This window comes from Arthrobacter sp. NPDC058097 (assembly GCF_042884885.1).
In the GTDB taxonomy this organism is placed as follows: Bacteria; Actinomycetota; Actinomycetes; order Actinomycetales; family Micrococcaceae; genus Arthrobacter.
The window spans coordinates 36,903-59,225 of sequence record NZ_JBHVSZ010000020.1; the positions used below are offsets into that span (position 1 = coordinate 36,903).

Below are 22,323 nucleotides of genomic sequence, written 5' to 3' on the forward strand. Positions count from 1 at the left end.
CGGCCGAGCAGCGGCTCTGCGTTAACCTTGTAGTTGCCAGTTTTTGGGTTTCCGCCGCCCAGACCATCCCCAGTTGCTGAAGGAGAGTGTGTGCCCCGGTCCGCCACGTCTTCCGCTGACGCGATCAGCGCCAGGCTCAGGGACCTTGAGCTCCTCACCAAAGGACCGGCGTGGGCCCTCACCCGTTCCGCGCCGTGGGTGATCGCGGTCCTGCAGGCATCCTTCACCCGCACCCGGCCACAGCTTCCGCTGGAGGAATTCCACGCCGACGTCGACTCCTTCCTTGAGCAGCTGCGCCGCCAGGATCCGGCGCTGGGCGGCCATGCCAACGGGAAATCCTTCGGCGACGAGTGGACCCGCAAGCAGTTCCTGACGCGCCGGAACCAGTCGGGGCAGATCGTGTACGAGGTCACCGAGCCCGCTGCCCGCGTGCTGGCCTTCCTGGACAGCCTCTCCAGCGAACGGTCCACGCTCAACGGTTCCCGGCTGGGTACCCTCCTGGGCGACGTGGAGAAGCTCGCCAACGAGACCAACCCGGACCAGAGCGCCCGGCTGGAAGCGCTGGAGGAGGAGATCGGGGAACGGCAGCAGCTGATCGAGGACATCAGCTCCGGCGACTTCGACGGGCTCCTCGACGACGACCAGGCGGTGGAAGCGGCCGGCAACATCCTGGACCTGGCAGCCAGCCTGCCCGCGGATTACAAGAAGATGCGTGACCGGATCGAGGAGCTCGTGGGCGAGCTCCGGAACCAGATCATCGAGGAATCACTGACCAAGGGCGCCACTATGGCCCAGGTTCTTGAGGCGGACAAGCGTCTGCGCCAGAGCCCGGAGGGCAGGACCTTCCGTTCCTTCACGGCTTTCCTCGAGGACCCGCAGCAGCAGCTCCGCTTCCGCTCCGCCATCGGCGAAGTGCTCAGCCGCCAGTTCGCGGACGACCTGTCGCCGGAAGACCGCGAAACCCTGAAAAACCTGGTGGCGGAACTCCGGCAGCAGCACAGCCAGATCCAGCGCATCTACGGCAAGCTCAGCGAGAGCCTCAACACCTACGTCCAAAGTGATGACTTCCGCCAGTCGGTGCGGCTCCGCAAGGTGCTGCGCGAGGCGGAGCAGGCCATCCGGTCCATGCCCTACGAGCGTGAACGGCCGGGCCTGGTCCGCGGTCCGGTGCTGTTCAACGCCGGGTTCGAATCCCTTGCCATGGTCAAGCTCTTCGATCCGGACGAGTTTGCTGCCCCGCCCAAGCTCGCGGACCCCATCGCGTTCAGCGACTCGGACCGGGTCCGCTCGCCACGGACCGCCAAGGCCAGGGCGGAGTCGATCCGCGCCGCGGCAGCCGGGGCGTCCACCCTCGCCGAGGCGTGGGAGCAGCTTCCGCCGGAGGAGCAGCACATCAACTCCATCCGTGCGCTCCTCTCGCACGCACTCCACAACGGCGCCGGCTTTGACCAGCTGGCGTGGGAGGCACTCGACTTCGAACAGATAGACGGCACCACCCGCAAGGCGTACCTGCCGGTGGTAACGCTCAAGAAGGATTAGCGATGACTGAAGAGATTACGACGGCGGACTCCGCGACGCCGCCGGTTGCGCCTGCCGAAACCCCGGCGGCCGAGCGCGCCGAAACCAGCTCGATCAGCGGCGGCGTCACCCCCCGCGAAACGTTTGTGGACGGCGCCGCACTCTTTCCGGGCGATACCGGTGTGCTTCCGATGAAGGTCCGCCAGGCCCTGGTGAAGCTGCTGAAGGGCCCGTATGTCGACGGCGGCCGCGACGAGAAACTCTGGACAACGCTGCTGGACAACCAGCTCATCCTGCGCAGCCGTCTCTCCGAGCTGTTCCTCACCCTGCAGCTGGACCACGAGCGCAAGATCGCGGTGCTGCGTCCCGTCGACCCCGAGGCGATCGGCGGCAGCGCCCGCTCCAGCATCCTGCGCCAGCAGCGCGCCCTCAGCCGGGTGGAAACGATTGTGCTGCTGCGCCTCCGGCTCCTGCTGGACCGCCACGTCACGGCGCAGACCGACCCCACCATCACGAAGGAAGAAATCGCGGAACTCGTGGCCCACTACCAGCCCGCCGGCCAGCAGGATGCCCTGCGCGACTCGGACGTAGTAAACCGCGCGATCACCAAACTCCTCGCCCGCCAGCTCCTGCTCACCACCGGCCTGGACGACGTCTACACCATCTCCAACGCCCTCCCCCTGGCCCTCCCGTTCGACAACATCGGCGACATCCCCGCCCAAATCGAGGCTCTAATAGCCGCCACCGCAGACCCGTCAGGTACAGAACCCCTGATAGAACTCGACGCCGACACTGCGGAAGATAACGACGACGACTCAGGGGACAGCGGCGACACCCAAGGTGAGGGACCCGCAGAGGCGTCGGCTGCGGAGTCAAAGGCAACCACGGCCAAGGAAGAGAGCGCCAAGTGAGTATTGCGAGCATGCTTCCGCTGGGCGAGGTCGTTAACCCGGGCCAGATGCGCCTGGCCCTGGTGCAGGTGGTCAACTGGGGCACGTTCCACGGGGCGCACACGATGCACGTGGACCGCAACGGCACGCTGCTGACCGGCAACTCGGGCGTGGGCAAGTCGACGCTGTTCGACGCCATGCTGCGGGTGTTCGATGCCCGGCCGCGCTCCAACGAGGCCGCCGCACAGCGCTCGGGCGCCGTGGAGGACAAGCGGACCACGTTCACATACATGCGCGGCAAGGTGGGGGACAAGGCCGTCGGGGAGGGTTCGGCCAGTGCGTTCCAGCGTCCCGGTGCCACCTGGTCCGCCGTCGCCCTGACGTTCGACAACGCGGCCGGCACCAAGGTGACGGTGTCGGCACTGTTTGACCTGCCCAAGAACGGCACGGAGTCGAGCGTCGGCCGGTACTACCTGATCGACAACAGGCCGCTGGACCTCACCGCCATCGAGGACATCGCGGAGAAGCGCTTCACCCGGGCCGCGCTGGAGAACATCTTCCCGGACGCCCAGGTCTTTGACGTGCACAAGGCGTTCGCGGAGCGGTTCCGCCGGCTCCTCGGCATCAACTCGGACCAGGCGCTGCCCCTGCTCCGCGTCATCCAGGCCGGAAAGGGCCTCGGCGGCAGCGTGAATACCTTTTTCCGCGACCAGGTGCTGGACGCCCCGGCCACCCTGGCCGCGGCGGACGACGTCGTCGAGGAATTCAGCAACCTCATGTCCATCCGGCAGCGCCTGGAGGACGTCCGGCAGCAGCGCGACCAGCTGGCCCCAGTCCCGGGGCTGAACCGGGAGTACGCCCAGTCGCTGCTGGACGCGAACCGGCTCCGCGAGCTCGCAGGCGAGGAGTTCGAGGCCTACCGGCAGCAGCTTGCGGTGTCCGTGCACGAGAAAACGCTGGCCCGCTTCAAGGCGCTGGCCCAGGCGAAGGCCAAGGAGCTCGCAGCGGAACGCGGCGTGCGGGACGGCCTGGCCAAGGAGCTCCGGCAGCTTGAGGCGGAGTACAACAACCAGGGCGGCAACGCCATCTCCTCGATCGAGCAGTCCCTCGAGAACGCCCGGGTGGGACTGAAGCTCCGCCAGCAGGTGGAGGAGGCAGCCCGGCAGGCGCTGACGGATGCCGGCCTGGACCTGGAATGGACGGCCGAAGGCTGGGAGCAGGCCCACGAACAGGCGGCCACCCGCTCGGCCGAGCTGAAGGACGACTCCGCGGCCCTCCAGGAGCTCCGCTTCGAGGCCTTCGACGCCCACGCCACGAAGAAGCGCGAGCTTGCCGCGGCCGAGCAGGAACTGGTGTCGCTGAAAACGCGCAAGTCCCTGCTGCCGCCGTCGAGCATTGAAAACCGGGCTGCCATTGCGGCCGCCACCGGCATCCCCGAAGAGCAGATGCCGTTCGGCGGCGAGCTGATCGACCTCGCCGAAGGACAGGAGCAGTGGCGCCCCGCCGCGGAACGTGCGCTGCGGAACCTGGCCACCACGCTCCTGGTCCCGGGCGAGCATTTCGCCGCCGTCACCCGCTACCTCAACGACCACACGGTCCGGGGCGCTCTGCGCGCGGTGGACGTGTCCAAGCCGCTCCCCGGAGCGGCGCTCGCGGTAGAGGACGTGGCCGACGGCGACCTGCTGACCAAGCTGGACATCCTCACCACCGGGACAAACGGCGGAGCCGGCATGTGGATCCGTGAGCGGATCGCCCTCGACTTCGCGTATCCGTGCGTGGAAAACCCCGACGAACTGGCGGGGCTGGACAAGGGCCTTAGCCTTGGCGGCGTGGTCAAGCGCAACCGGCACACCGTGGAGAAGGATGACCGGTTCACCAGCCGGCAGGATTACGTCCTCGGGTTCGACAACGCCTCCAAGCTGGCGCTCGTGGCCGGGCAGGCGGAAGACCTGCGCCAGGAACTGGCCAAGGCGGCCCAGCTGGCACAAAGCCGCGAGGAATCGCACCAGGGCATGTCACGGCAGCTCGAGGCCCTGCGCCGGGTGGCCAAGGACCACCGGCCGTGGGAACAGGTCTCGGCAGCGGTCGCCGCGGACGAGCTCGGCCGGATTGAACAGCGGCTCAAGGATGCCCTCGCAGCCCAGGCTGACCTCGAACCGCTGCGTGCCAACATCGAGGCGGCGCGCCAGAAGCACCAGTCCAGCACCGAAGCCGCCGCGGTGCTGCAGAGTGAATACAAGGCGCTGGACCAGCAGCTCACCGCCTCCGATTCACTGCTGGAAGCCGCACGTATCCGCCTGAAGCAGGCGCCGCCGTCGGACTCCACCGCCATGGCGCTGGCGCCGTACTTCGCCGAATTCGGCGACGTCACGGAAATGCACGAGCTGGACAACCTCGCCGGCCGGGTGCGGACCCAGCTGCTCGGCGACCTGCACGCTGCAGAGTCCCGCGCCCAGGGCACGTCTGAGCGGCTCACACGGATCTTCGAAGGCTTCGTCCGCGACTGGGGCACCGCCATTTCGGCCGACCATGGCACGTCCATCGGCGCCGTCGGCGAGTTCGAGGCCCGGTACCACGCCATCATCAACGACGGCCTGCCCGCGCAGGAGGCCGAATTCCGGCAGTTCTTCAACCAGCGCACGCACGAGTCGTTCAGCACCCTGCTCCACCTGCTGGATGAGGAGCGCCGTTCCATCACCAGCAGGATCCTGCCGCTGAACGGGATCCTGTCCGAGGTGAATTTCCACGAGGGCAGCTACCTGGAACTCGATATCAAGCAGACCCTCCCGGCCACGGCCAAGCAGTTCAAGGACGCCATCCAGAACGCGCTGAAGACGCGGCACACCCGGCACGGCAAGGCGGACACTGCCCACGCCGGCCAGAACGACGACACCGAACTGACCGCCCGCTACAAGTCCCTGGAGACGCTGGTGAAGCGGCTGGGGTCGCAGACTCCCGAGGACCGGCGCTGGCGGGCGGAGGTCCTGGACGTGCGCGGCCACCTGTTCATCCAGTGCAAGGAGCACCGCGAGGTGGACGCCCCGGGGAAGAAGGGCGGCAAGCGCACGGAAGTGTTCATGCACGCCGACACCGGCTCCATGTCCGGCGGTGAACGCCAGCGGTTCACCGCGTTCATCATGGCCGCGGCGCTGAGCTACCAGCTGGGCATCGCCGAGCAGGGCTTCACCACGTACGGCACGGTGATGATGGATGAGGCGTTCGTGCTGGCTTCCGAGGAATTCGCCGGCGCGGGCATCAAGGCGCTGCACGAATTCGGCTTCCAGCTGCTCCTGGCGGCACCCGAGAACGTCATCGACCTGTCCCGGCACCTGGGCTCAGTCACCGAGATCCTGCGGGACAGGCGGACCAACCGCTCCGGCGTGCTTACTGCCCCCGTTATCACCCCGACACCGGGGTCGGAAGGGCAGTGGCGGTCGGAGGCCAATCCCGTGGATATCGTCCTGCGGTAGTCCGTAACGCTTCGGCAGGGTTTATAACAAATCGATGGACTTATTGAGCCGGCCCTAGTGAAGTGCCGTTTTGGCGTGCCACTGTTGGAACTCCACCCAGTCTTCGCCAAATGCTCCACAGGGTCATGGACACTCCCAGCGGCGGGCAGAGCAGCCCCTGCGAGCTTGACGGCGTCATTATGAAAGGCACCACCATGCGTCCTGCGTTCCGCGCCCCCGTCGTCTCTGCCGTTGCTGCTGCCGCCGCCCTTTCCCTGGCGGGCTGCGGGGCCATGGTCTCGGCGGCTCCGTCGTCGTCCTCCCCGGCGGCTTCCGCGACTGCAACAGCTTCAGCCAGCCCTTCGGCCTCCGCGAGCCCTTCGGCCTCTTCAGCGGGCGGTGCCGGGGGTGTGGCCTCGCCGGGGACCACACCGTCGTCCGCTCCGGCCCCTGCCGAGCTGAAGGCGTACACGTTCCCGAACGGGCACGTCTCCTTCAAATACCCGGCCGACTGGAAGGTTGAGCTCTTCACCGGTGGCGGCTCGCCGTCGGAGTCGGCTACCGCAACGGTCATCGACGCCAGTGGCACCGAACAGGCCACCGTGTACTCCGGCAAGATTGCCGACGGCGTCTCCCACCCCGTGGACCGCACCGTCTTCGAGTCCGCACCGGTCCCGGGACTCGCGGCGCAGCCCGCGCCGGCAGCCCACTACGCGTTCTACGTGGACCGGATGGACAGCAACGCCACCTACCGCATGCACCTGACGGCGGGCGCTCCCAAGCCGGGACAGGGGGCCGCGCTCGACGGCATCATCCGCGCCGGGGACGGCGTTATCCTCGCGGACGTGAAGTTCATCGAGAAGCCCTTCGCCAACGACGCCGCGGCCAAGTCCTGGCTGACAGGCACCGAGGGGCAGGCGCTCAAGGCCCTGCTGCTAAGCGTCACGTACAAGTAGGCTCCGGACGCTTCCTCAGTTTTGGTCGGCGCTGGCCGGACGCTTCCTCAGTTTTGGTCGGCTCTGGCCGGACGCTTCCTCAGTTCCTGCAGCAAATCCGGCAACGCTCTTGCTTTCCCCTAAAGCAGGAGCGTTTCGGTTTATGCGACCAAAGCTGAGGAAGCGTCTGTGATTAAGTGACGAAAGCTGAGGGAGCGCCGGGAGCTAGGCGTGTGCGGCCGTGCAGGCGTCGATCTGGGCCTGGACGATCCCGCCGTAGTACGCCACCAGCTCGTCAAAGTCCCAGCCGTCGAAGAGGCCCAAAGTCCGCACGGTTTCACCGAACCCGGTCATCAGCGCGGTGACCGTGGACGCATAGCGGCGGTCCGGCGTCGCATCCCCGATCAGCTTTGCGATGCTGCCGAGGTACCGTTCACGCAGTTCGTTCCGTGCCGCCTCCGGATCCGGGGCATCGTGGACGTTGATCGGAATGATCGCCCACGGCTCCTGCATGCCGCGTTCGCGGCGCATCAGCACGCGGAAGACGAGGGCGCCGCCGAGCTCGGACGCCGGAACGGACAGTTCGGTGAGCAGGGACTCGTCCGGCTGTACCGCGGCGAACAGCTTGGCTTTGGAGATGAACAGTTTCATCACCAGGGCCGCCGAAACCCCGGCCTCCGCGGCGATGTCGCGCACCGTCACTGCGCGGTAGCCGCGTTCGCCGAACAGCCGCCCCGCCGCAGTGAGGATGGACTCCTGGCTGGGGCTGCTCATGCCCGCACCGGCTCCCCGCCACTCCGTTTTGCGAAGTGTTCGGCTGTAAGGTCCACGGTCATGGACCGGTTGTCGACGGCGAGCTTCCGCGCCACGGCTTGATGAGTCACGGGATGAAGCATAGTCACTATGTAGCGTCCGGCGGCGGGCAGCGGAATTGTGTACACGCCGTCGTCGTCCGTCCTGGCGGTGTACACATGCTCACCGGTGGCGTGCAGCAGCGTCACCACGCCGCCGGCCACAGGCTCGCCGCCGACGGCCGCCCGGCCGCTGATTTCCAGCCGCTCCTGCAGGAGGAAGTTCTGCTTCAGCGTGCGGCCGTCGAAGTCGAAGACCTCCGCCATCGGCGCCCAGCCGGCCGCGTTGGCCACCACGAGGTACTTCCCGGCTCCCGGCAGCGCCACCGAATAGTTGCCCTCCGTGTCCACCCGGCTCCAGTCCACCGGCTCGCCTTCCGTCTGAAGGACGGTGACGACGGCGGGAGTGAGCGCGCGGTGGTCGGGTGCCAGGACGCGCCCCTGCACCACGAGCTCCGCTGCCGCCGGCGCCGAAGGGCGGTGCGTGGTGACGCGGGGAATGAAGATGGCGGCGAGGACAGAGGCGGCGGACGCCAGGGCCGCCATCCAGAACACATCCCTGAACGCATCGAACGACGGCAGCCGGGCGGCGCCGAGCGGGATGGTGACCGAGGTGAGCACGGCGGCGACGGCGGCGCTGGAGGTGGAAGTGCCGATGGAGCGGACCAGGCTGTTGAGGCCATTGGCGGAGGCGGTTTCCGTGATCGGGACTGCCCCCATGATGAGCGTTGGCATGGCGGCATAGGCAATGGCCGTGCCCACGCTCACCACCGTGGAGCCAATGATCACCGAGGTGATGGAGCCGTAGAAGAACACCCGCCCCACGTAGCCGACGATCATCACGCCCGCGCCGGCCATCAGGGCGGACCTGCCGCCGAAGCGCCGGATGATGCCGCCGGACACGGGGGCGAACACCACCATGGCCAGCCCTGACGGCACCATGCAGAGGCCGGCCGTGATGACATTCAGTTCAAAGCCATAACCTGTGGCCCCGGGGAGCTGAAGCTGCTGGGTGGTGAGGAGCATGTTGGCGAACATCGCGAACCCGATCAGCAGCGACGCGAGGTTGGTCATCAGGACAGGCCGCCGCGCCGTGGTGCGAAGATCCACCATGGGCTGGCCCACCCTGAGCTCGTAGGGAATCCAGACGGCCAGCAGCAGCGCCGCCGCGAGGAACAGCAGGAGCACAGGCTCCGAACCCCAGCCCCAGGCGCCGCCCTTGGAAATGGCCAGCAGCAGCGGGCCCAGCGCGCCGGAGAGCACCAGCGCGCCGGCGTAGTCGAAGCGGCCGGGTGTGCGCACCTTGGATTCGGGAACCACAAGCACGACGGCGAGCAGCAGCAGCGTGCCGGCGGCCGCGGAAACCCAGAAGATGGACGTCCAGCCCAGGCTTTCATACAGGAGACCGGCGAGCGGAAGGCCCATGGCACTGCCGATGCCCAGCGTGGCGCTCATGAGTGCCACCGCGGACCCCATCTTTTCCTGGGGCAGCTCATCGCGCATGATGCTGATGCCCACCGGGATCAGCGATGCGGAGAACCCCTGGAGCGCCCGCCCGACGATCAGCCACAGGAAGGTCCCGCCCAGGGCCGCCATGACCGAACCGGCCACCATGATGGCCAGGCAGATGACCATCATCTTCCGCTTGCCGTACATGTCGGCACTGCGGGACACGATCGGGGTGGCGACGGCGCTGGCGAGGAGCGTGGCGGTCACCAGCCAGGACGCGTCGTCGGGGGTGACCGAGAGGATCCGCGGAAAATCGGGAAGCAACGGCACCACGAGGGTCTGCATGAGTGCCACGAGCGTGCCGCTGAGCGCCAGGACCGTGGTGATGGCGGACGGGCTGCGGGTTGGCTTCGGGGCAGGGGATGCTGTCATGTGCGGCAGGCCTTTGCGGGGGAGTCGTTGCGCGGCGTCGGGGTGAACGGGCGTTTACTTCTTCGAGTGAACCATTGTTCACCCAGGGCTGGCAAGGCGCCGGGGCGTTAGCCTGGCCACTCCGCGGAATTAGGTGACGCAAACCTTTCGTAATGTATTGAAGGATAGGCTAGCCTTACTTAGGTTCGCTTCATTCACCTAAGGAGTTCCGTGACTTCCCCCCTCTTCCCCGGCCGCCAGGCCGTACCCGGCTTTGCTGCCGCCGGCACCACGCGCCGCTCCCTGCTCAAGACCGCCGGCAAGGCCACCGCCGTCCTCGCCGCCGCGGCACTTTCCCTGACCGCCTGCTCCACCGGCCCGGCCTCCACAGCTTCGGAAGCCAGCGCCGCATCATCTGCCAGCGCACAGTTCCCGGTGACCATCAAGAACGTCTTCGGCGAAACCACCATCAAGGAACAGCCCAAGCGCGTTGTCACCATCTCGTGGGTCAATGACGACATTGCCCTCGCGCTCGGGGTGGTTCCCGTCGGCGTCCCGAAGAACGAGTGGGGCAACAACAGCAAGGGCTCCACCCCGTGGAAGGACGCCGCCCTCGAGAAGCTGGGTGCCTCCTTCGGCAGCGACAAGGCCCCGGTCCAGTTCTCCGAGGCCGACGGCATCAACTTCACCGAGATCGCCAAGCTCAACCCGGACGTCATCCTGGCCGCCTACTCCGGCCTCGAAGCCGCCGACTACAAGAAGCTCAACGAAATCGCGCCCGTCGTGGCCCAGCCTGAGCTCGCGTACGGCACTCCATGGCAGGAAGCCACCACCCTGATCGGCAAGGCTCTCGGCAAGACCGCCGAAGCGGAGAAGCTCGTTACCGACACCGAGGCCACGATCAAGGCCGAGGCCGCCAAATACCCACAGATCACGGGCAAGAGCTTCATCTACGGCAACCTGGAGCCGGCCAAGGGCGACGGCGTGAATGTCTACCTCGCCGCCGACAACCGCCCGCGCTTCCTGACCGAGATCGGCATGAAGCCGGCCGCCATTGTGGAGGAGAAGTCCAAGGGCTCGAAGGAGTTCTTCACCGCATGGTCCGCCGAGAAGGCCAATGAGCTGGACTCCGACGTCTTCGTGACCTGGGTTCCGGATGCCAAGACCAAGGACCAGATCGTCAAGGATCCTCTGCTAAGCCAGATCCCGGCCGTCAAGAAGGGCGCCCTGGTTGCCGACTCGGACAACTCCCTGACACTGGCGATCTCGGCGTCGTCCCCGCTGAGCCTGCCGTGGGCCCTGGACAAGTTCCTGCCGCAGCTCGCAGCCGGCGCTGACGCAGCCGCCAAGTAATTACCGGCCATGACACCAAGCACGACGACGGCCTCCTCCGGGGAGCGCGAACGTAGAGTTGAGGCCCCAAAAAGTGCCGAAACAGGGCCCCAACTGTACGTTCGCGCGGGGACCCGTGGAGGAAAAGGCCAGCAGCCCGCCTGGCTGCTGGCCGCCGCCGTCGTGCTCGCTGTCGTCTGCTGCGCCTCACTGGCCGTGGGCGCCCGGGGCCTGCCGCTGGAAACGGTGTGGCAGGCCCTGACCCAGTTCAACCCGGCCGACGGCGACCACGCCGTGGTGCACGCCCGGATCCCGAGGACCGTCCTGGGCCTGCTCGCTGGTGCTGCGCTGGGCCTGGCCGGTGCCGCCATGCAGGGCGTGGCGCGCAACCCGCTGGCGGACCCGGGCATCATCGGCGTCAACGCCGGCGCCGCCCTGGCCGTGGTCACCGGAATCTACGTCTTCGGCATCTCCTCGCTGACCGGCTACATCTGGTTCGCGTTCATCGGCGCGGCGGCTGCCGCCGTCGTCGTCTACCTCATTGCCTCCATGGGCCGGGACGGCGCGACGCCGGTCAAGCTCGCCCTGGCGGGCGCCGCTCTGAGCGCGGGGCTGTTCTCCCTGATGAACGTCATCCTGGTCTCCAGCCAGGACACCCTGGACCGCTTCCGCTTCTGGCAGGTGGGCGGCATTGCCGGGCGCGACTGGTCCGTGGTGCTGCCCGGCCTGCCGTTCCTGGCCGTGGGGGCATTGATCGTCCTCCTGGCCGGACGCGTCCTCAACAGCCTGGCGCTCGGCGACGACGTGGCCCGCGGCCTGGGCCAGAACGTCGGCCTCGCGCGGGCGGTCACCGCGCTGGGCATCGTCCTGCTGTGCGGGTCGGCAACGGCGCTCGCCGGCCCCATTGGGTTCGTGGGCCTCGTTGTCCCGCACGCCGTCCGCTTCCTGACCGGCCCCGACTACCGCTGGATCCTGCCGTTCTCCGCCCTGCTCGCACCCGCGCTGCTGCTCGTGTCCGACGTCGTGGGCCGTGTCATCCTGCTTCCCGGCGAGGTCCCGGCCGGCATCATGACCGCCCTGATCGGCGCGCCGGTCTTCGTCTGGCTGGTCCGCCGCGGCAAGGGGGCGGGGCTGTGACTCCGAACCCCACGCCCGCGACCACAGACGGGCGCGAACGTACACTTGTGGCCCCAATCCCCATGCGCGAACGTGCAGATAATGCCCTCAAGACCCCGGAAACAGGGCATTACCTGCCCGTTCGCGCTTCGAACCGCACCCTGCTGAGCCACACCCTGCTGGACCGGACAGCGGTACTGGCTGCCGGCGTCGTGCTTCTTCTGGCCGCCGGCATCCTGCTGGGCAGCTACACCGTCACCATCCCCGACTTCTTCAGGATCCTCACCGCCCACCTCACCGGCGGCGAGAAGATCCCCGGCGCCAGCTTCATCGTGATGGAGGCCAAGCTGCCGCGGGCTGTCATCGGCACGCTGATCGGCCTGGCCTTCGGGCTCTCCGGCGCGCTGTTCCAGACCATGCTCCGCAACCCGCTCGCCAGCCCGGACGTGATCGGCATCAGCTACGGCGCCAGCGCGGCAGCGGTCCTGGCCATCGTGGTGTTCGGCGCGTCCGGTGCCGCGGTGTCCGGCGCTGCCCTCGGCGGTGCGATGGCGGTGGCCGCGCTGATCTACGGCATCTCCCGCACCGGCTCCCTGGGCCTCGGCGGCGGCAGCCGCGGGAGCGCCGCCGGCAGCCGCCTGATCCTGGCCGGCGTCGGCATCGCCGCCGCGCTGCACGCCATGGTCAGCTTCCTCATGACCCGGGCCGATATCCGCACCGCCGCGGAGGCGCTGATCTGGATCAACGGTTCACTCAACTCCGCCAGCTGGGACCGTGCGGGGGTCCTGGCCCTGACGCTGATGGTCCTGGTACCGGTGGCCGCCCTGCTGGCCGGGCCGCTGCGCATCCTCGAACTGGGGGACGACGCTGCCGCGGGACTCGGCATCCGCGTGGGTGCCACACGGCTGGGCCTGGTGCTCACCGCCGTCGCACTGGCCGCGGTGGCGACGGCGGCTGCCGGCCCGGTAGCTTTCGTCGCCTTCCTGGCCGGCCCCATCGCCCGCCGCTTCACCGGCAAAGCCAGCCTCCCGGCGTCGGCACTGGTGGGCGCCCTGGTCGTCCTGGCGGCGGATTACTTCGCCGCCAATATTGCCCCGCTGCTGCTGGACGGCACCGTCCTGCCGGTCGGCGTCGTCACCGGCGCATTGGGTGCCCCCTTCCTGCTGTGGCTCCTGGTCACGTCCAACCGAAAGGATGCCTGATGGCTGTTCTGCAAGCCCGGGACCTCACGCTGCAGTACGATCAGCGCCGGGTCGTGGAAAACCTCACGGCGGAGATCCCCGAGGGCAGGGTGACCATGATCGTGGGCGCCAACGCCTGCGGAAAATCCACGCTGCTGCGCGGCCTGTCCCGGCTCCTGAAGCCCGCCGGCGGCACCGTCACCCTCGACGGCAAGGACATCCACTCCCGCCCGGCGCGCGAGCTGGCCCGCACCCTCGGCCTGCTGCCGCAGCACCCGACGGCGCCTGACGGCATCACCGTCCGTGACCTGGTGGGCCGCGGGCGGTACCCGCACCAGGGCTTCTTCCGCAGCTGGTCGGAGAAGGACGACGCCGCGGTGCAGCGTGCGCTGGAAGCGACCGAAACGCTGGAGCTCGCCGGGCGGAACGTCGACGAACTCTCCGGCGGGCAGCGCCAGCGGGTGTGGATCGCCATGGCGCTAGCGCAGGAGACGGACGTGCTGCTGCTCGACGAGCCCACCACCTACCTGGACCTGGCGCACCAGGTTGAGGTGCTGGACCTGGTCACCGACCTCAACCGGCAGCGCGGCACCACGGTGGCGATCGTGCTGCACGACCTCAACCTTGCCGCCCGGTACGCGGACCATGTCATCGCCCTCAAGGCCGGGCAGATCGTGGCCGAGGGCGCATCGTCCAGCGTGATTACCGAGGAGCTGGTCCGGAACGTCTTCGGGCTGGAATCCCGGGTGGTGCCGGATCCGGTGTCCGGCACGCCGCTGATCATTCCGCTCGGCAGGCACCACGCCGACCCAAAAGTTCCCACAACGACCCTGGAGATGGCCTCATGAGCGCAGTACAGAACACTTCCGCCCGCACCTCCGTCGCCGACCGTTCCGGCCTCGCCACCGAGCCGATGACGCTGGCGTTTGATGTCACGGTATCGGCAGTGCAGGAGCTCAGCCCGAACTTCCGGCGCGTGACGTTCGGCGGCTACTCGCTGCTCGACTTCGGCGTCCACGGCGACAGCCTGGACCTGCGCATCAAGCTCATGATCCCGTCGCTGGCGCCGGACGGCAGCCGGCTTCCGCTGCCGAAGTTCCGGATGGAGGAGAGCGGGTGGTACCAGGAGTGGCTGGCCATGGATCCGGCCACCCGGGGCTCCATGCGCACCTACACCGTCCGGCAGGCCCGGCTGGACGCCGTGTACCCCGAGATTGACGTCGACTTCGTCATGCATTTCGACGCCGACGGCAACGGCGGTCCCGCGGCGAACTGGGCGCTGACGGCCACGCCGGGCGACGCCCTCACCCTGATCGGGCCGAACAACCGCGCGGCGCACTGCGTCACTGCGGAAACGTATTCGGGGATCGAATGGCGGCCGGGCCTGGCCGGGCGGGTGCTCCTCGCCGGCGACGAGACTGCGGTCCCCGCGATCAGCGCCATCCTCGAAAGCCTGCCCGGCTACATGACCGGGCATGCATTCCTGGAAGTTCCGGAGGCCGGCGACTTCCTGGACCTGGAGACGGCGGCCGACGTCGAAGTCACCTGGCTGGCCCGCGGTGCCTCGATCGGCAGGTCCCGGCCGCACGGCGAGCTCCTGCAGGAGGCGGTGCGGGCTGCGGTTCCCGTGCCGGGCTGGGTGGGCATCAAGTCCGCCGACGCCGCCGGCCCGGAGCCCGACGACGTGAACGTGGACCAGGAAATCCTCTGGGAAACCCCGGCCCGCCTCGATGCCACCGCGGTAAGCGCCACCAAGAACCCTGACAAGCCCGCGGGCGCCCTGCCCTTTTACGCATGGATCGCCGGGGAGGCGGGTGTCATCAAGGACATGCGGCGCTACCTGGTCCGCGACGTCGGCATCGACCGCAAGCAGGTGGCGTTCATGGGGTACTGGCGTCAGGGCAAAGCCGAACTCTAACCCTTGTTGTGTCGGGCTGGGTCCGCCTCCACCGCTGACTTGCCGTCGCTTAGCGGTTGGGCCCTTCCCAAACTTCGCAGGCGCAGTTCAGGGCCCTCGGGCCCGCCCTTCCTCCCGACGCTTCATTTGGCCGCGGGCGGCCTCGCTCAGCTTTGGTCGGCGATGCGATTCGTCGCAAGCCAGCGGTTGCGGCTCGGCGGGCCGCTCACCTGGGGTTAATCCGTTCTTTCCCTACTGGCCTTTTGGGTTGGCTAGTTTGTCCGGGTGGGTGTTTCTCCATTGCTTCCGGACCGGGGCAGGCGGCGGGTTTTCGTTGCCCTCGGGGATTCGTTCACTGAAGGCGTGGGCGACCGGAGCTCCCGGATGCCGAACGGCGTGCGCGGCTGGGCGGACCGCGTGGCGGAGAAGCTGGCCAAGGCAGAACCAGGCTGGCACTACGCCAACCTGGCCATCAGGAGCAAGCGGCTGCGCCACATCGTGGATGAGCAGCTGGAGCAGGCCCTGGCCATGGAGCCCACGCTGATCACCCTCTATGCCGGCGGCAACGACATCCTGGACTTCGGTACCGACATGGACCAGCTCCTGGCCCAATATGAGGAACTGGTGGCCCGGCTGGCGGCCACCGGTGCCACCCTGGTGCTGTTCACCGGGTTCGACGTCAAGGTGTCCGCGGTGCTCGAACCCCTCAAGAAGCGGAACACCCTGTACAACCGGCGGGTCCGTGAGATAGCGGCCAAGTACGGGGCCGTGCTCGTGGACTACTGGTGTTTCGAGGCTTTCCATGACCGCAGGATGTGGGACACCGACCGGCTGCATATGTCCAAGGCCGGGCATAAATACCTCGCCGCCCAGGTCCTGGACCATCTGGGCGTGCCGCACAAGATCAGCCTCAAGGAGTGGGAACCGCCGGCCCGGATGACGCTCCGGGACTGGGAACGGCGGCAGCGGCGCTGGGTGAATGACTGGGTGCTGCCGCTGTTTGGCCGGAAGCTCCGCGGGGTCACACTGGGCGACGACCTTAGCCCCCGCTGGCCGCAACCGGTGAAGGTCCCGCGAAAAGGCGGCCTGAAAAAGCTGATGGAGCCGCGCGACTAGTCCAGCAGGTTCTCGAACCCCGGTGCTGTGCGGTTAGCGGCGAATTCCATGACATCGAAGTCGGCAACGCCGTGCACGTTGAACGGGTCATTGGCCAAGGACTCTTCGAGCGTCGGACGGTCGGCCCTGGAGAGCAGCACGCCGCCCGTGCGCGGAACCTTGCGGCCGGCGGCGATGAAGACGCCCTCGTCAAAGGCATCCTGCAGCCAGTCCACGTGGGCATCGAGGTGCTGGTCCACGATCTCTTGGGCAACTTTGTAGGTCAGGGAAACTACGTACATGACCGCCAGCCTACCGCCAGGGCCCCGGTCCCCGGCGACTCGCCGCCGCCGGGACCAACCTTGAACCGTCAAGCGTCAGTTCTCCTAGGATGGAGTAATGACCGAACCGCGCTGGCTCAACGCCAATGAACGCCGGGCCTGGCTTGCCCTGCTGAGCATCAACACCATGCTGCCCGCATCGCTGGACACCCAGCTGCATGCCGCAGGCAAGGTATCGCTGTTCGATTACAACGTGCTGGCGATGCTCTCCGAGGCCGAAGGGCGCTTCCTGCCCATGAGCGAGCTGGCGGCCAGGACCAGCGCCTCGCTCTCACGGCTGTCCCATGTGGTCACCAAGCTCCAGAACCGCGGCTGGGTGGAACGCCGGCCGCATCCCGGCGATGCCCGCGTCACCACCGCACACCTCACCGAGGAGGGCATGTCCACCATCGTGGAATTGGCCCCGGGCCACGTGGAATCGGTGCGCTCGCTGTTCCTCGACGCCCTGACAGAGCGTGACGTGGCGGACCTGGCCCGCATCGGCGAAAAGATTGTGGCCCGCCTGGACACTAACCACTGGATCCTCCGCGAGCCGCAGCAGTAGCAGCCCGCTGCCGCCGCCGGAGCATTCTTGGTTGCTCCCGGCAACGGGTGGCAGACTTGCTCCCATGGATTTCACGGCCCGCTACGTAGCCCTCGGAGATTCCTTCACGGAAGGCGTTGGCGACGACGACCCGACACGGCCCAACGGGGTCCGCGGCTGGGCCGACAGGGTGGCGGAGCAGCTGGCCTTGGCTGACCCCGGCTTCGGCTACGCCAACCTCGCCATCCGCGGCCGCAAGCTGCGGCAGATCCTGGCCGAGCAGGTGGACGCCGCCATCGCGCTCAGGCCCACCCTGGTGACCCTCTACGCCGGCGCCAACGACATTCTCAGGCCCAAAATCGACATCGACGACCTGCTCGTGGATTACGAAAAAGCCGTGGGGAAGCTCGCCGCCACCGGTGCCACCGTGGTGCTGTTTACGGGCTTCGACGCGCGGGGCTCGAAGGTTTTCGGCACCATGCGGGGGCGTACGGCCATCTACAACGAACTCGTGCGCGGCATCGCAGGGGACCACGGCGCCCTGCTGGTGGATTACTGGCGCTTCAACGAATACTACGACTGGGGCATGTGGGCGAAGGACCGGATGCACATGTCCGCCGCAGGCCACGCCAACATGGCCAAGCGCGTCCTGACGGTCCTCGAACACGAGCACTCCATCGAGGTTCCACCCATGACCCCGGTCCCGGAACTCAGCAAGGCCGAGGCGCTGCGCGCGAACGCCCGCTGGGTCCGGGAATTCGCCGCGCCGTGGGTGGTCCGGCGGGTCACCGGTAAGTCCTCCGGTGACAACCTCCAGCCCAGGTACGCCCAGCTCACCCGGCTCTAACTACCGCCGGAACCCGCCCGTCGCCAGCAGATCGCCATTTGCGCGGACGGCCAGCGCCTCGATGTCCCACATGGCGGTGGCCCGGTTGAGCATCGGGACCCCGCCGGCCACGATCGCGGTTGCGAGCACATCGGCGGTGACCACGTCCCCTGCGGCGACGGAGACCTGCCGGAATTCCGCAGGCCCCGCCGTAACGCTCCAGATGTGGTCCCCGCGTTCAGCGGAACCGGAGGTGGCCAGCGCCACCCGGCTCCCGCCGTCGTCCGTCTTTTCACCCAACAAACCGCCGCCCAGCGGAAATCCCGCCAGCAGGGTCCGCCGGTCCCACGGATCAACGATCCCCGCGCGCCAGGGCGTAGCGGTGCCGGGGCTGGGGGAGCCGCTGACCAGCACGTCACCGCCGGCATTCAGGCACCAGTTGGCCATGCCGAGCGCCAACAGAGACATGCCGGCTTCCCGGATGGCGTGCCCCTTGACGATTCCGCTGAGATCCAGCGCCCCGTCCGGACGTTCCGGCGTGAACGCGCCCTCGGTGAGGAGCCTCCACTCGGCCGCCTCCTCGTACCGCGCCCGCATTTCGTCCGAGGCCTCCGCCAGCGCGAGTTCACCGCGCACCAGCCGGCTCGCCTCCGAATCGTTGCGGTAGAGGCTGAAGATGCTGTCCAGTTCCGTGAACAGGCGTTCGACGACGGCGGTGGCCGCTTCCAGCTCATCCGCCGCAGCCTGGGGTGCTTTGTGCGAGTCCGTTGGGACCGTCAGGCTGATGACAGTCCCCATGCAGGTGAAGGTCCGGGCCCGGAGACGGTGTGCGGTCTCAGAGGTTTGCTGCATCGAGGGCCGCCTGGAGGGAGGTGAGGTAGGCGTCGCTGGTCACGGTGGCCCCGCCCACGGTCTGCACGTCGGCGGACTGCGCCTGGAGCACTTCGTCCCGAAGAATCGGTGCGGCGTAGTTGCTGATCTGCACGGACCGGCCCTCGGCGTCGGTGAGTTTCACGGCCGTGACGTCGGTGATCTGCCCGGACTTGACGGTGATCTGGACCTGCACGCTGCCGAAGCGGGTCTGGACCACATCGCCGTCGTACGTTCCTCCGGCCTTGGCCGCCACACCGGCCGCTGCCGCCGCACCCGCCGCTGCCGCCGCTCCCGCACCGCTGCTGTCCGTGGTTCCCGTCCCCGAAACCTGGTTTCCCGTTGCTGCGGCCGCGACCGCGCTGCGTGTATCGGCCACATGGACACCTGATTGCCAGCCGACCAGGAGGATGCCGGCCGAAGCCAAGGCGGCTGAAACTGCTGCTCTGATTCTCACCAGTCGAACCTTTCGTGATGGAGCTGATCTTCGTTGACGCCAGCGGCTCGGGCGGCGTTCAGGACGTTGCCCGCCCACCGTGAGGGCCCGCATACATAGACGTCGGCGGAGGCGATTTCCGGAACGTAGTCCGCCAGCGCGTACCCGGCGCGGTGTTCGGCGGCTGGAAGCCAGCTGCCAGGTGAGCCGGGGTCCCGTCCGCCGGTGAGGTGGAACAGGGTGGCGCCGCGCTGCCGGCAGAGTTCGAGGATTTCCTCGCCCAGGTAGAGCTCCTGGCTGCTGTGCCCGCGGAGCAGGACCGTTGCCTGGCCGGGGGCGAAGGGGGTGGTCTCCAGGAGGGCCCGCAACGGAGTAATCCCGATGCCGGCCCCGATCATCACCACGCGGTCCTTGCTGCGTGCTGCGGAGCTGAAGAGTCCGTAGGGCCCTTCGACGGCGACCTTCGTTCCGCGTCTGAGCTTCAGCAATTGCGCCGAGCCCCGGCCGAGATCACGGACCGTGATCCGCAGCCGCCCGTGCCCGCCAGGTCCGGTCCGCACCGGCTCCGCAGACAGGCTGAACGGATGTGGATGCCACCAGAGACCCGGGGCGAGGAAGCGCCAGATGAAGAACCGCCCGCCGTTGCCGGCCAGCAAACCGAGCTGCAGGCCGCTCATTTCGATGTTGACCACCCCGGGGGCCACCGCGGTGACGCGCTCAACCGTGAGCTGGTGCCTGAAGGTTGCCCGGACAGGCTGGATAATCCGGTAATACAGCAGGGCAGCCCCGGTGGCGATGCAGACCGCGAGCCAGTACCAGCGCTGCCAGCTGCCGACGGCGAACAGGCCGCCCACGCTGAACTGGTGCGGCAGCGACGTGAGCACTGCAGCGTAGGTGAGCAGGTGAACGGCGTACCAGAATTCGTAGGGGAAGCGCCGGCGGACCGCCACCAGGGACGTGACAACAACTGCGAGGAAGAGAGCCAAGGAGATGAACGCGAGCCACATGTCCGGCACCAGCACCCAGAGCGCCACAGCTTCGCTGACCGGGTCGAGCCCTTCCGCCATGCCGTAGCCCACCGCGATGAGGAGGCCATGGGCCAGCAGCAGGTACAGCGACGGTTTCCCCAGCTTCCGGTGGAACTCCAGGGCGCGGTCGTGCCCCACCGCGCCGTCGATGAACGGGATCCTGGCCGCCAGCAGCAGCATGAGCAGCACGAGGTCCATGCCGGCAAGGCCGGCGACGATGCCGAGCGCCGTGATCATGCCTGCCGGCGACGCCGCCGCCGCCAGGCCGCCGTCGGCAAGCCAAAGCGCCACCGAGGCGGCCAGCGAGGACCAGGCAGCCACCGTCAGGACGTCGGCGCGGAGGAGCCTGCGCCGGTGCTGGCCGGCGAAGCGGCCGGTCTCCCGAACCGGAGCAGTCCGGTGGTCCGGACGTGTCGGTGTGCCGGTCCCGGGGGAGGGCAAGAGCTGTGTGTTCATGGCTCAAGATTCCGCCCCGAGCCTTTGACTTTGCTGTGAGGAGCCTTCCATCCGGATATGTCTTGGAAGCAGGCCCTGTTGGGCCGCCCTATAACACCGTTTCCCGCCGGATTGGTCTTTAATTCGCGTGTCTCGTAGACTTGGTTGGCGCTAGGTGGCGCGGAGCGTGTGCAATTGCTCCGGTTTGCGGTGGCTGTAGGCAGTATTCACAGTCCCTTCAGGCCGGTAGTTAGGGGCTCAAGTTGCGTGCATTCCTGTATTCGCCCAGCATCCCGGCACTTCGCAGTGGCTTCCATTGCCAGGTGTTCGTGGCTCATCGTATTCCGCCGCAGTTAACCCGGTTCGCCGGTGTCGAAGCGCGCGGACGCGTGAGGCTGGATCCGGACGCCGCCTGCCGCACGGTGAAGCAGAACTCTGCCAGCCGTTTCATTCATTTTTTCAGAGGAGAGTCGTCATGGCAGCACACTGCCAGGTGACCGGAGCCGAGCCGGGCTTTGGACACAGCATTTCGCACTCGCACCGCCGCAACAAGCGCCGGTTCGACCCGAACATCCAGAAGAAGCGCTACTGGGTTCCGTCCCTGCGCCGTAATGTCACTCTGCAGGTCTCTGCAAAGGGCATCAAGACCATCGACGTACGCGGCATCGACGTTGTCGTCGCCGACATCCTGGCACGAGGAGTGAAGCTCTAGTGGCAAAGGACAAGGACGTACGTCCGATCATCAAGCTCAAGTCGACCGCGGGCACGGGCTACACCTACGTAACCCGTAAGAACCGTCGTAACGATCCGGACCGCCTGGTCCTGAAGAAGTACGACCCCAAGATCCGCCAGCACGTCGAATTCCGAGAGGAGCGCTAAACACATGGCTAAGAAGTCCAAGATTGCTCGCAACGAGCAGCGCAAGGTCATCGTTGAGCGTTACGCTGCAAAGCGCCTCGAGCTGAAGAAGACCCTGGTTGACCCGAACGCGACTGACGAAGCACGCGAAGCTGCACGCCTCGGCCTGCAGAAGCTGCCCCGCAACGCCTCCCCGATCCGTCTGCGTAACCGCGACATCATCGACGGCCGTCCGCGCGGTACCTTCCAGAAGTTCGGTATCTCCCGTGTCCGCTTCCGCGACATGGCTCACCGCGGTGAGCTCCCGGGCATCACCAAGTCTTCCTGGTAATCCAGCACCGCTGATACCAGCTGCTTGAGGAGGGCCGGCAACCACATGGTTGCCGGCCCTCCTTTGCGTTAACGGTCTTGCTTGGTGACTCCCGGTTGACGGGGGTGAGGCACCACATAGAACGGAATTACGACGGCGACGGCCAGCCTTTTCGGCCCCGCACCTCATTCGCCGCGAAATATCGCGGTTTTGGCGCGGTGTCCGGCCGATTTGCGGTTGGGTTCGGGGCCGTGTAATGTTCTTCGAGTCGCCGCCGCTGAAGCGGAAAGATAGCGACCGACCCCCTTTCAAATGGCCTGGAAAATGGTGCGCTTAGCGGTGTGCTGTGGACGGGTTGGGGACCTTCCTGCAAGCGGAAATCCGCGGTAACGCTGATTTGCAAAGCTTCGCCGGGTCGGGTAAGTTTGAAAAGTTGCTCCGGAGCGATCCTGAATGTTTGGTTTGGGTGGTGCCGGGTGTGTCTGTTGTTTGAGAACTCAATAGTGTGCCAAGTTTGTTGATACCGATTTTTTATTAAATTGGTTGAATTTGCCGGACCGCCACCCCCGTGG

At 67.3% G+C, this 22,323-nt stretch carries 21 protein-coding genes; 15 read left to right on the plus strand and 6 right to left on the minus strand.

The window, feature by feature from the left end:
- Positions 1-90: 90 nt before the first annotated feature.
- The 4 genes from ACFVTE_RS23480 (at position 91) to ACFVTE_RS23495 (ending at position 6,813) form a co-directional block, all read left to right on the plus strand.
- Positions 91-1,539 carry a DUF3375 family protein gene (locus tag ACFVTE_RS23480; protein ID WP_387104928.1) on the plus strand — a complete coding sequence of 483 codons (1,449 nt, stop codon included), beginning with the start codon at positions 91-93 and terminating at the stop codon, positions 1,537-1,539.
- A gap of 2 nt (positions 1,540-1,541) precedes the next feature.
- On the plus strand, positions 1,542-2,429 hold the full coding sequence (locus tag ACFVTE_RS23485) for a DUF4194 domain-containing protein (protein ID WP_387104930.1): 888 nt from the start codon (positions 1,542-1,544) through the stop codon (positions 2,427-2,429).
- On the plus strand, positions 2,426-5,878 hold the full coding sequence (locus ACFVTE_RS23490; RefSeq protein ID WP_387104932.1) for an ATP-binding protein: 3,453 nt from the start codon (positions 2,426-2,428) through the stop codon (positions 5,876-5,878). The genes ACFVTE_RS23485 and ACFVTE_RS23490 overlap by 4 nt, the downstream gene beginning before the upstream one ends.
- Positions 5,879-5,988: 110 nt before the next feature.
- Positions 5,989-6,813: a hypothetical protein gene (locus ACFVTE_RS23495; protein WP_387104933.1), complete on the plus strand. Its 825-nt coding sequence runs from the start codon at positions 5,989-5,991 to the stop codon at positions 6,811-6,813.
- A gap of 204 nt (positions 6,814-7,017) precedes the next feature.
- On the opposite strand, the gene ACFVTE_RS23500 is transcribed toward ACFVTE_RS23495, so the two are convergent.
- Positions 7,018-7,566, minus strand: a complete 549-nt coding sequence (locus ACFVTE_RS23500; protein ID WP_387104935.1) for a TetR family transcriptional regulator — start codon at positions 7,564-7,566, stop codon at positions 7,018-7,020.
- A complete protein-coding gene (locus ACFVTE_RS23505; protein ID WP_387104937.1) occupies positions 7,563-9,524 on the minus strand; it encodes an MFS transporter in 1,962 nt (653 codons plus the stop codon). Before ACFVTE_RS23505 ends, ACFVTE_RS23500 begins: the two co-directional genes overlap by 4 nt.
- A 210-nt stretch (positions 9,525-9,734) precedes the next feature.
- On the opposite strand from ACFVTE_RS23505, the gene ACFVTE_RS23510 reads away from it, so the two are divergent.
- The 6 genes from ACFVTE_RS23510 to ACFVTE_RS23535 all read left to right on the plus strand — a co-directional run bounded on the left by ACFVTE_RS23510 (position 9,735) and on the right by ACFVTE_RS23535 (position 16,145).
- Positions 9,735-10,856 (plus strand): iron-siderophore ABC transporter substrate-binding protein, encoded by a 1,122-nt coding sequence (locus tag ACFVTE_RS23510; protein WP_387104940.1) that lies wholly within the window; start codon positions 9,735-9,737, stop codon positions 10,854-10,856.
- Positions 10,857-10,865: 9 nt separating this feature from the next.
- Positions 10,866-11,972 carry a FecCD family ABC transporter permease gene (locus ACFVTE_RS23515; RefSeq protein WP_387104943.1) on the plus strand — a complete coding sequence of 369 codons (1,107 nt, stop codon included), beginning with the start codon at positions 10,866-10,868 and terminating at the stop codon, positions 11,970-11,972.
- 62 nt (positions 11,973-12,034) lie between these two features.
- Positions 12,035-13,153, plus strand: coding sequence for a FecCD family ABC transporter permease (locus ACFVTE_RS23520; protein ID WP_387104970.1), 1,119 nt, complete (start codon positions 12,035-12,037; stop codon positions 13,151-13,153).
- Positions 13,153-13,980, plus strand: a complete 828-nt coding sequence (locus ACFVTE_RS23525) for an ABC transporter ATP-binding protein (protein WP_387104945.1) — start codon at positions 13,153-13,155, stop codon at positions 13,978-13,980. Before ACFVTE_RS23520 ends, ACFVTE_RS23525 begins: the two co-directional genes overlap by 1 nt.
- The gene (locus ACFVTE_RS23530; RefSeq protein ID WP_387104947.1) at positions 13,977-15,050 is read left to right on the plus strand and encodes a siderophore-interacting protein; all 1,074 of its coding nucleotides are present in this window, start codon (positions 13,977-13,979) and stop codon (positions 15,048-15,050) included. Before ACFVTE_RS23525 ends, ACFVTE_RS23530 begins: the two co-directional genes overlap by 4 nt.
- Before the next feature lie 264 nt (positions 15,051-15,314).
- The gene (locus tag ACFVTE_RS23535; protein WP_387104949.1) at positions 15,315-16,145 is read left to right on the plus strand and encodes an SGNH/GDSL hydrolase family protein; all 831 of its coding nucleotides are present in this window, start codon (positions 15,315-15,317) and stop codon (positions 16,143-16,145) included.
- Here ACFVTE_RS23535 and ACFVTE_RS23540 read toward each other — a convergent pair.
- Positions 16,142-16,426: a YciI family protein gene (locus ACFVTE_RS23540; RefSeq protein ID WP_387104950.1), complete on the minus strand. Its 285-nt coding sequence runs from the start codon at positions 16,424-16,426 to the stop codon at positions 16,142-16,144. The two genes, ACFVTE_RS23535 and ACFVTE_RS23540, sit on opposite strands and share 4 nt — an antisense overlap.
- Positions 16,427-16,523: 97 nt before the next feature.
- Between ACFVTE_RS23540 and ACFVTE_RS23545 the strand changes: the two genes are divergently transcribed.
- Both ACFVTE_RS23545 and ACFVTE_RS23550 read left to right on the plus strand, forming a co-directional pair.
- The gene (locus tag ACFVTE_RS23545) at positions 16,524-17,009 is read left to right on the plus strand and encodes a MarR family winged helix-turn-helix transcriptional regulator (RefSeq protein ID WP_387104952.1); all 486 of its coding nucleotides are present in this window, start codon (positions 16,524-16,526) and stop codon (positions 17,007-17,009) included.
- A 64-nt stretch (positions 17,010-17,073) separates the two neighbouring features.
- Entirely contained in the window at positions 17,074-17,835 is a 762-nt protein-coding gene (locus tag ACFVTE_RS23550) for an SGNH/GDSL hydrolase family protein (RefSeq protein ID WP_387104954.1), read from the plus strand.
- Here the strand turns inward: ACFVTE_RS23550 and ACFVTE_RS23555 are convergent, their stop codons facing one another.
- From ACFVTE_RS23555 to ACFVTE_RS23565, 3 genes are read right to left on the minus strand one after another with little or no spacing between them, the layout of a single operon-like run.
- Positions 17,836-18,666 carry an FAD:protein FMN transferase gene (locus ACFVTE_RS23555; protein ID WP_387104957.1) on the minus strand — a complete coding sequence of 277 codons (831 nt, stop codon included), beginning with the start codon at positions 18,664-18,666 and terminating at the stop codon, positions 17,836-17,838.
- Positions 18,650-19,141, minus strand: coding sequence for an FMN-binding protein (locus ACFVTE_RS23560; RefSeq protein WP_387104959.1), 492 nt, complete (start codon positions 19,139-19,141; stop codon positions 18,650-18,652). The genes ACFVTE_RS23555 and ACFVTE_RS23560 overlap by 17 nt, the downstream gene beginning before the upstream one ends.
- The gene (locus tag ACFVTE_RS23565; protein WP_387104962.1) at positions 19,138-20,604 is read right to left on the minus strand and encodes a ferric reductase-like transmembrane domain-containing protein; all 1,467 of its coding nucleotides are present in this window, start codon (positions 20,602-20,604) and stop codon (positions 19,138-19,140) included. Before ACFVTE_RS23565 ends, ACFVTE_RS23560 begins: the two co-directional genes overlap by 4 nt.
- A 454-nt stretch (positions 20,605-21,058) precedes the next feature.
- Between ACFVTE_RS23565 and rpmB the strand changes: the two genes are divergently transcribed.
- Genes rpmB through rpsN form a run of 3 tightly spaced genes read left to right on the plus strand, consistent with a single transcriptional unit; the run spans position 21,059 to position 21,772 of the window.
- A complete protein-coding gene (gene rpmB / locus ACFVTE_RS23570; RefSeq protein WP_003798559.1) occupies positions 21,059-21,295 on the plus strand; it encodes a 50S ribosomal protein L28 in 237 nt (78 codons plus the stop codon).
- Positions 21,295-21,462 (plus strand): 50S ribosomal protein L33, encoded by a 168-nt coding sequence (gene rpmG / locus ACFVTE_RS23575; protein WP_003798558.1) that lies wholly within the window; start codon positions 21,295-21,297, stop codon positions 21,460-21,462. The genes rpmB and rpmG overlap by 1 nt, the downstream gene beginning before the upstream one ends.
- Positions 21,463-21,466: 4 nt before the next feature.
- Positions 21,467-21,772 carry a 30S ribosomal protein S14 gene (gene rpsN / locus ACFVTE_RS23580; RefSeq protein WP_003798555.1) on the plus strand — a complete coding sequence of 102 codons (306 nt, stop codon included), beginning with the start codon at positions 21,467-21,469 and terminating at the stop codon, positions 21,770-21,772.
- The last annotated feature ends 551 nt before the right edge of the window (positions 21,773-22,323 follow it).

Excerpts from the sequence above, each read along its gene's own strand:
- ACFVTE_RS23520 (WP_387104970.1), top strand. The coding sequence starts at position 12,035 with ATGCGCGAACGTGCAGATAATGCCCTCAAGACCCCGGAAACAGGGCAT.
- rpmB (WP_003798559.1), top strand. The coding sequence starts at position 21,059 with ATGGCAGCACACTGCCAGGTGACCGGAGCCGAGCCGGGCTTTGGACAC.
- ACFVTE_RS23550 (WP_387104954.1), top strand. The coding sequence starts at position 17,074 with ATGGATTTCACGGCCCGCTACGTAGCCCTCGGAGATTCCTTCACGGAA.
- ACFVTE_RS23540 (WP_387104950.1), bottom strand. The coding sequence starts at position 16,426 with ATGTACGTAGTTTCCCTGACCTACAAAGTTGCCCAAGAGATCGTGGAC.
- ACFVTE_RS23505 (WP_387104937.1), bottom strand. The coding sequence starts at position 9,524 with ATGACAGCATCCCCTGCCCCGAAGCCAACCCGCAGCCCGTCCGCCATC.
- ACFVTE_RS23555 (WP_387104957.1), bottom strand. The coding sequence starts at position 18,666 with ATGCAGCAAACCTCTGAGACCGCACACCGTCTCCGGGCCCGGACCTTC.
- ACFVTE_RS23485 (WP_387104930.1), top strand. The coding sequence starts at position 1,542 with ATGACTGAAGAGATTACGACGGCGGACTCCGCGACGCCGCCGGTTGCG.
- ACFVTE_RS23515 (WP_387104943.1), top strand. The coding sequence starts at position 10,866 with ATGACACCAAGCACGACGACGGCCTCCTCCGGGGAGCGCGAACGTAGA.
- ACFVTE_RS23500 (WP_387104935.1), bottom strand. The coding sequence starts at position 7,566 with ATGAGCAGCCCCAGCCAGGAGTCCATCCTCACTGCGGCGGGGCGGCTG.
- ACFVTE_RS23545 (WP_387104952.1), top strand. The coding sequence starts at position 16,524 with ATGACCGAACCGCGCTGGCTCAACGCCAATGAACGCCGGGCCTGGCTT.
- ACFVTE_RS23565 (WP_387104962.1), bottom strand. The coding sequence starts at position 20,604 with ATGAACACACAGCTCTTGCCCTCCCCCGGGACCGGCACACCGACACGT.
- ACFVTE_RS23495 (WP_387104933.1), top strand. The coding sequence starts at position 5,989 with ATGCTCCACAGGGTCATGGACACTCCCAGCGGCGGGCAGAGCAGCCCC.
- rpsN (WP_003798555.1), top strand. The coding sequence starts at position 21,467 with ATGGCTAAGAAGTCCAAGATTGCTCGCAACGAGCAGCGCAAGGTCATC.
- ACFVTE_RS23525 (WP_387104945.1), top strand. The coding sequence starts at position 13,153 with ATGGCTGTTCTGCAAGCCCGGGACCTCACGCTGCAGTACGATCAGCGC.
- ACFVTE_RS23530 (WP_387104947.1), top strand. The coding sequence starts at position 13,977 with ATGAGCGCAGTACAGAACACTTCCGCCCGCACCTCCGTCGCCGACCGT.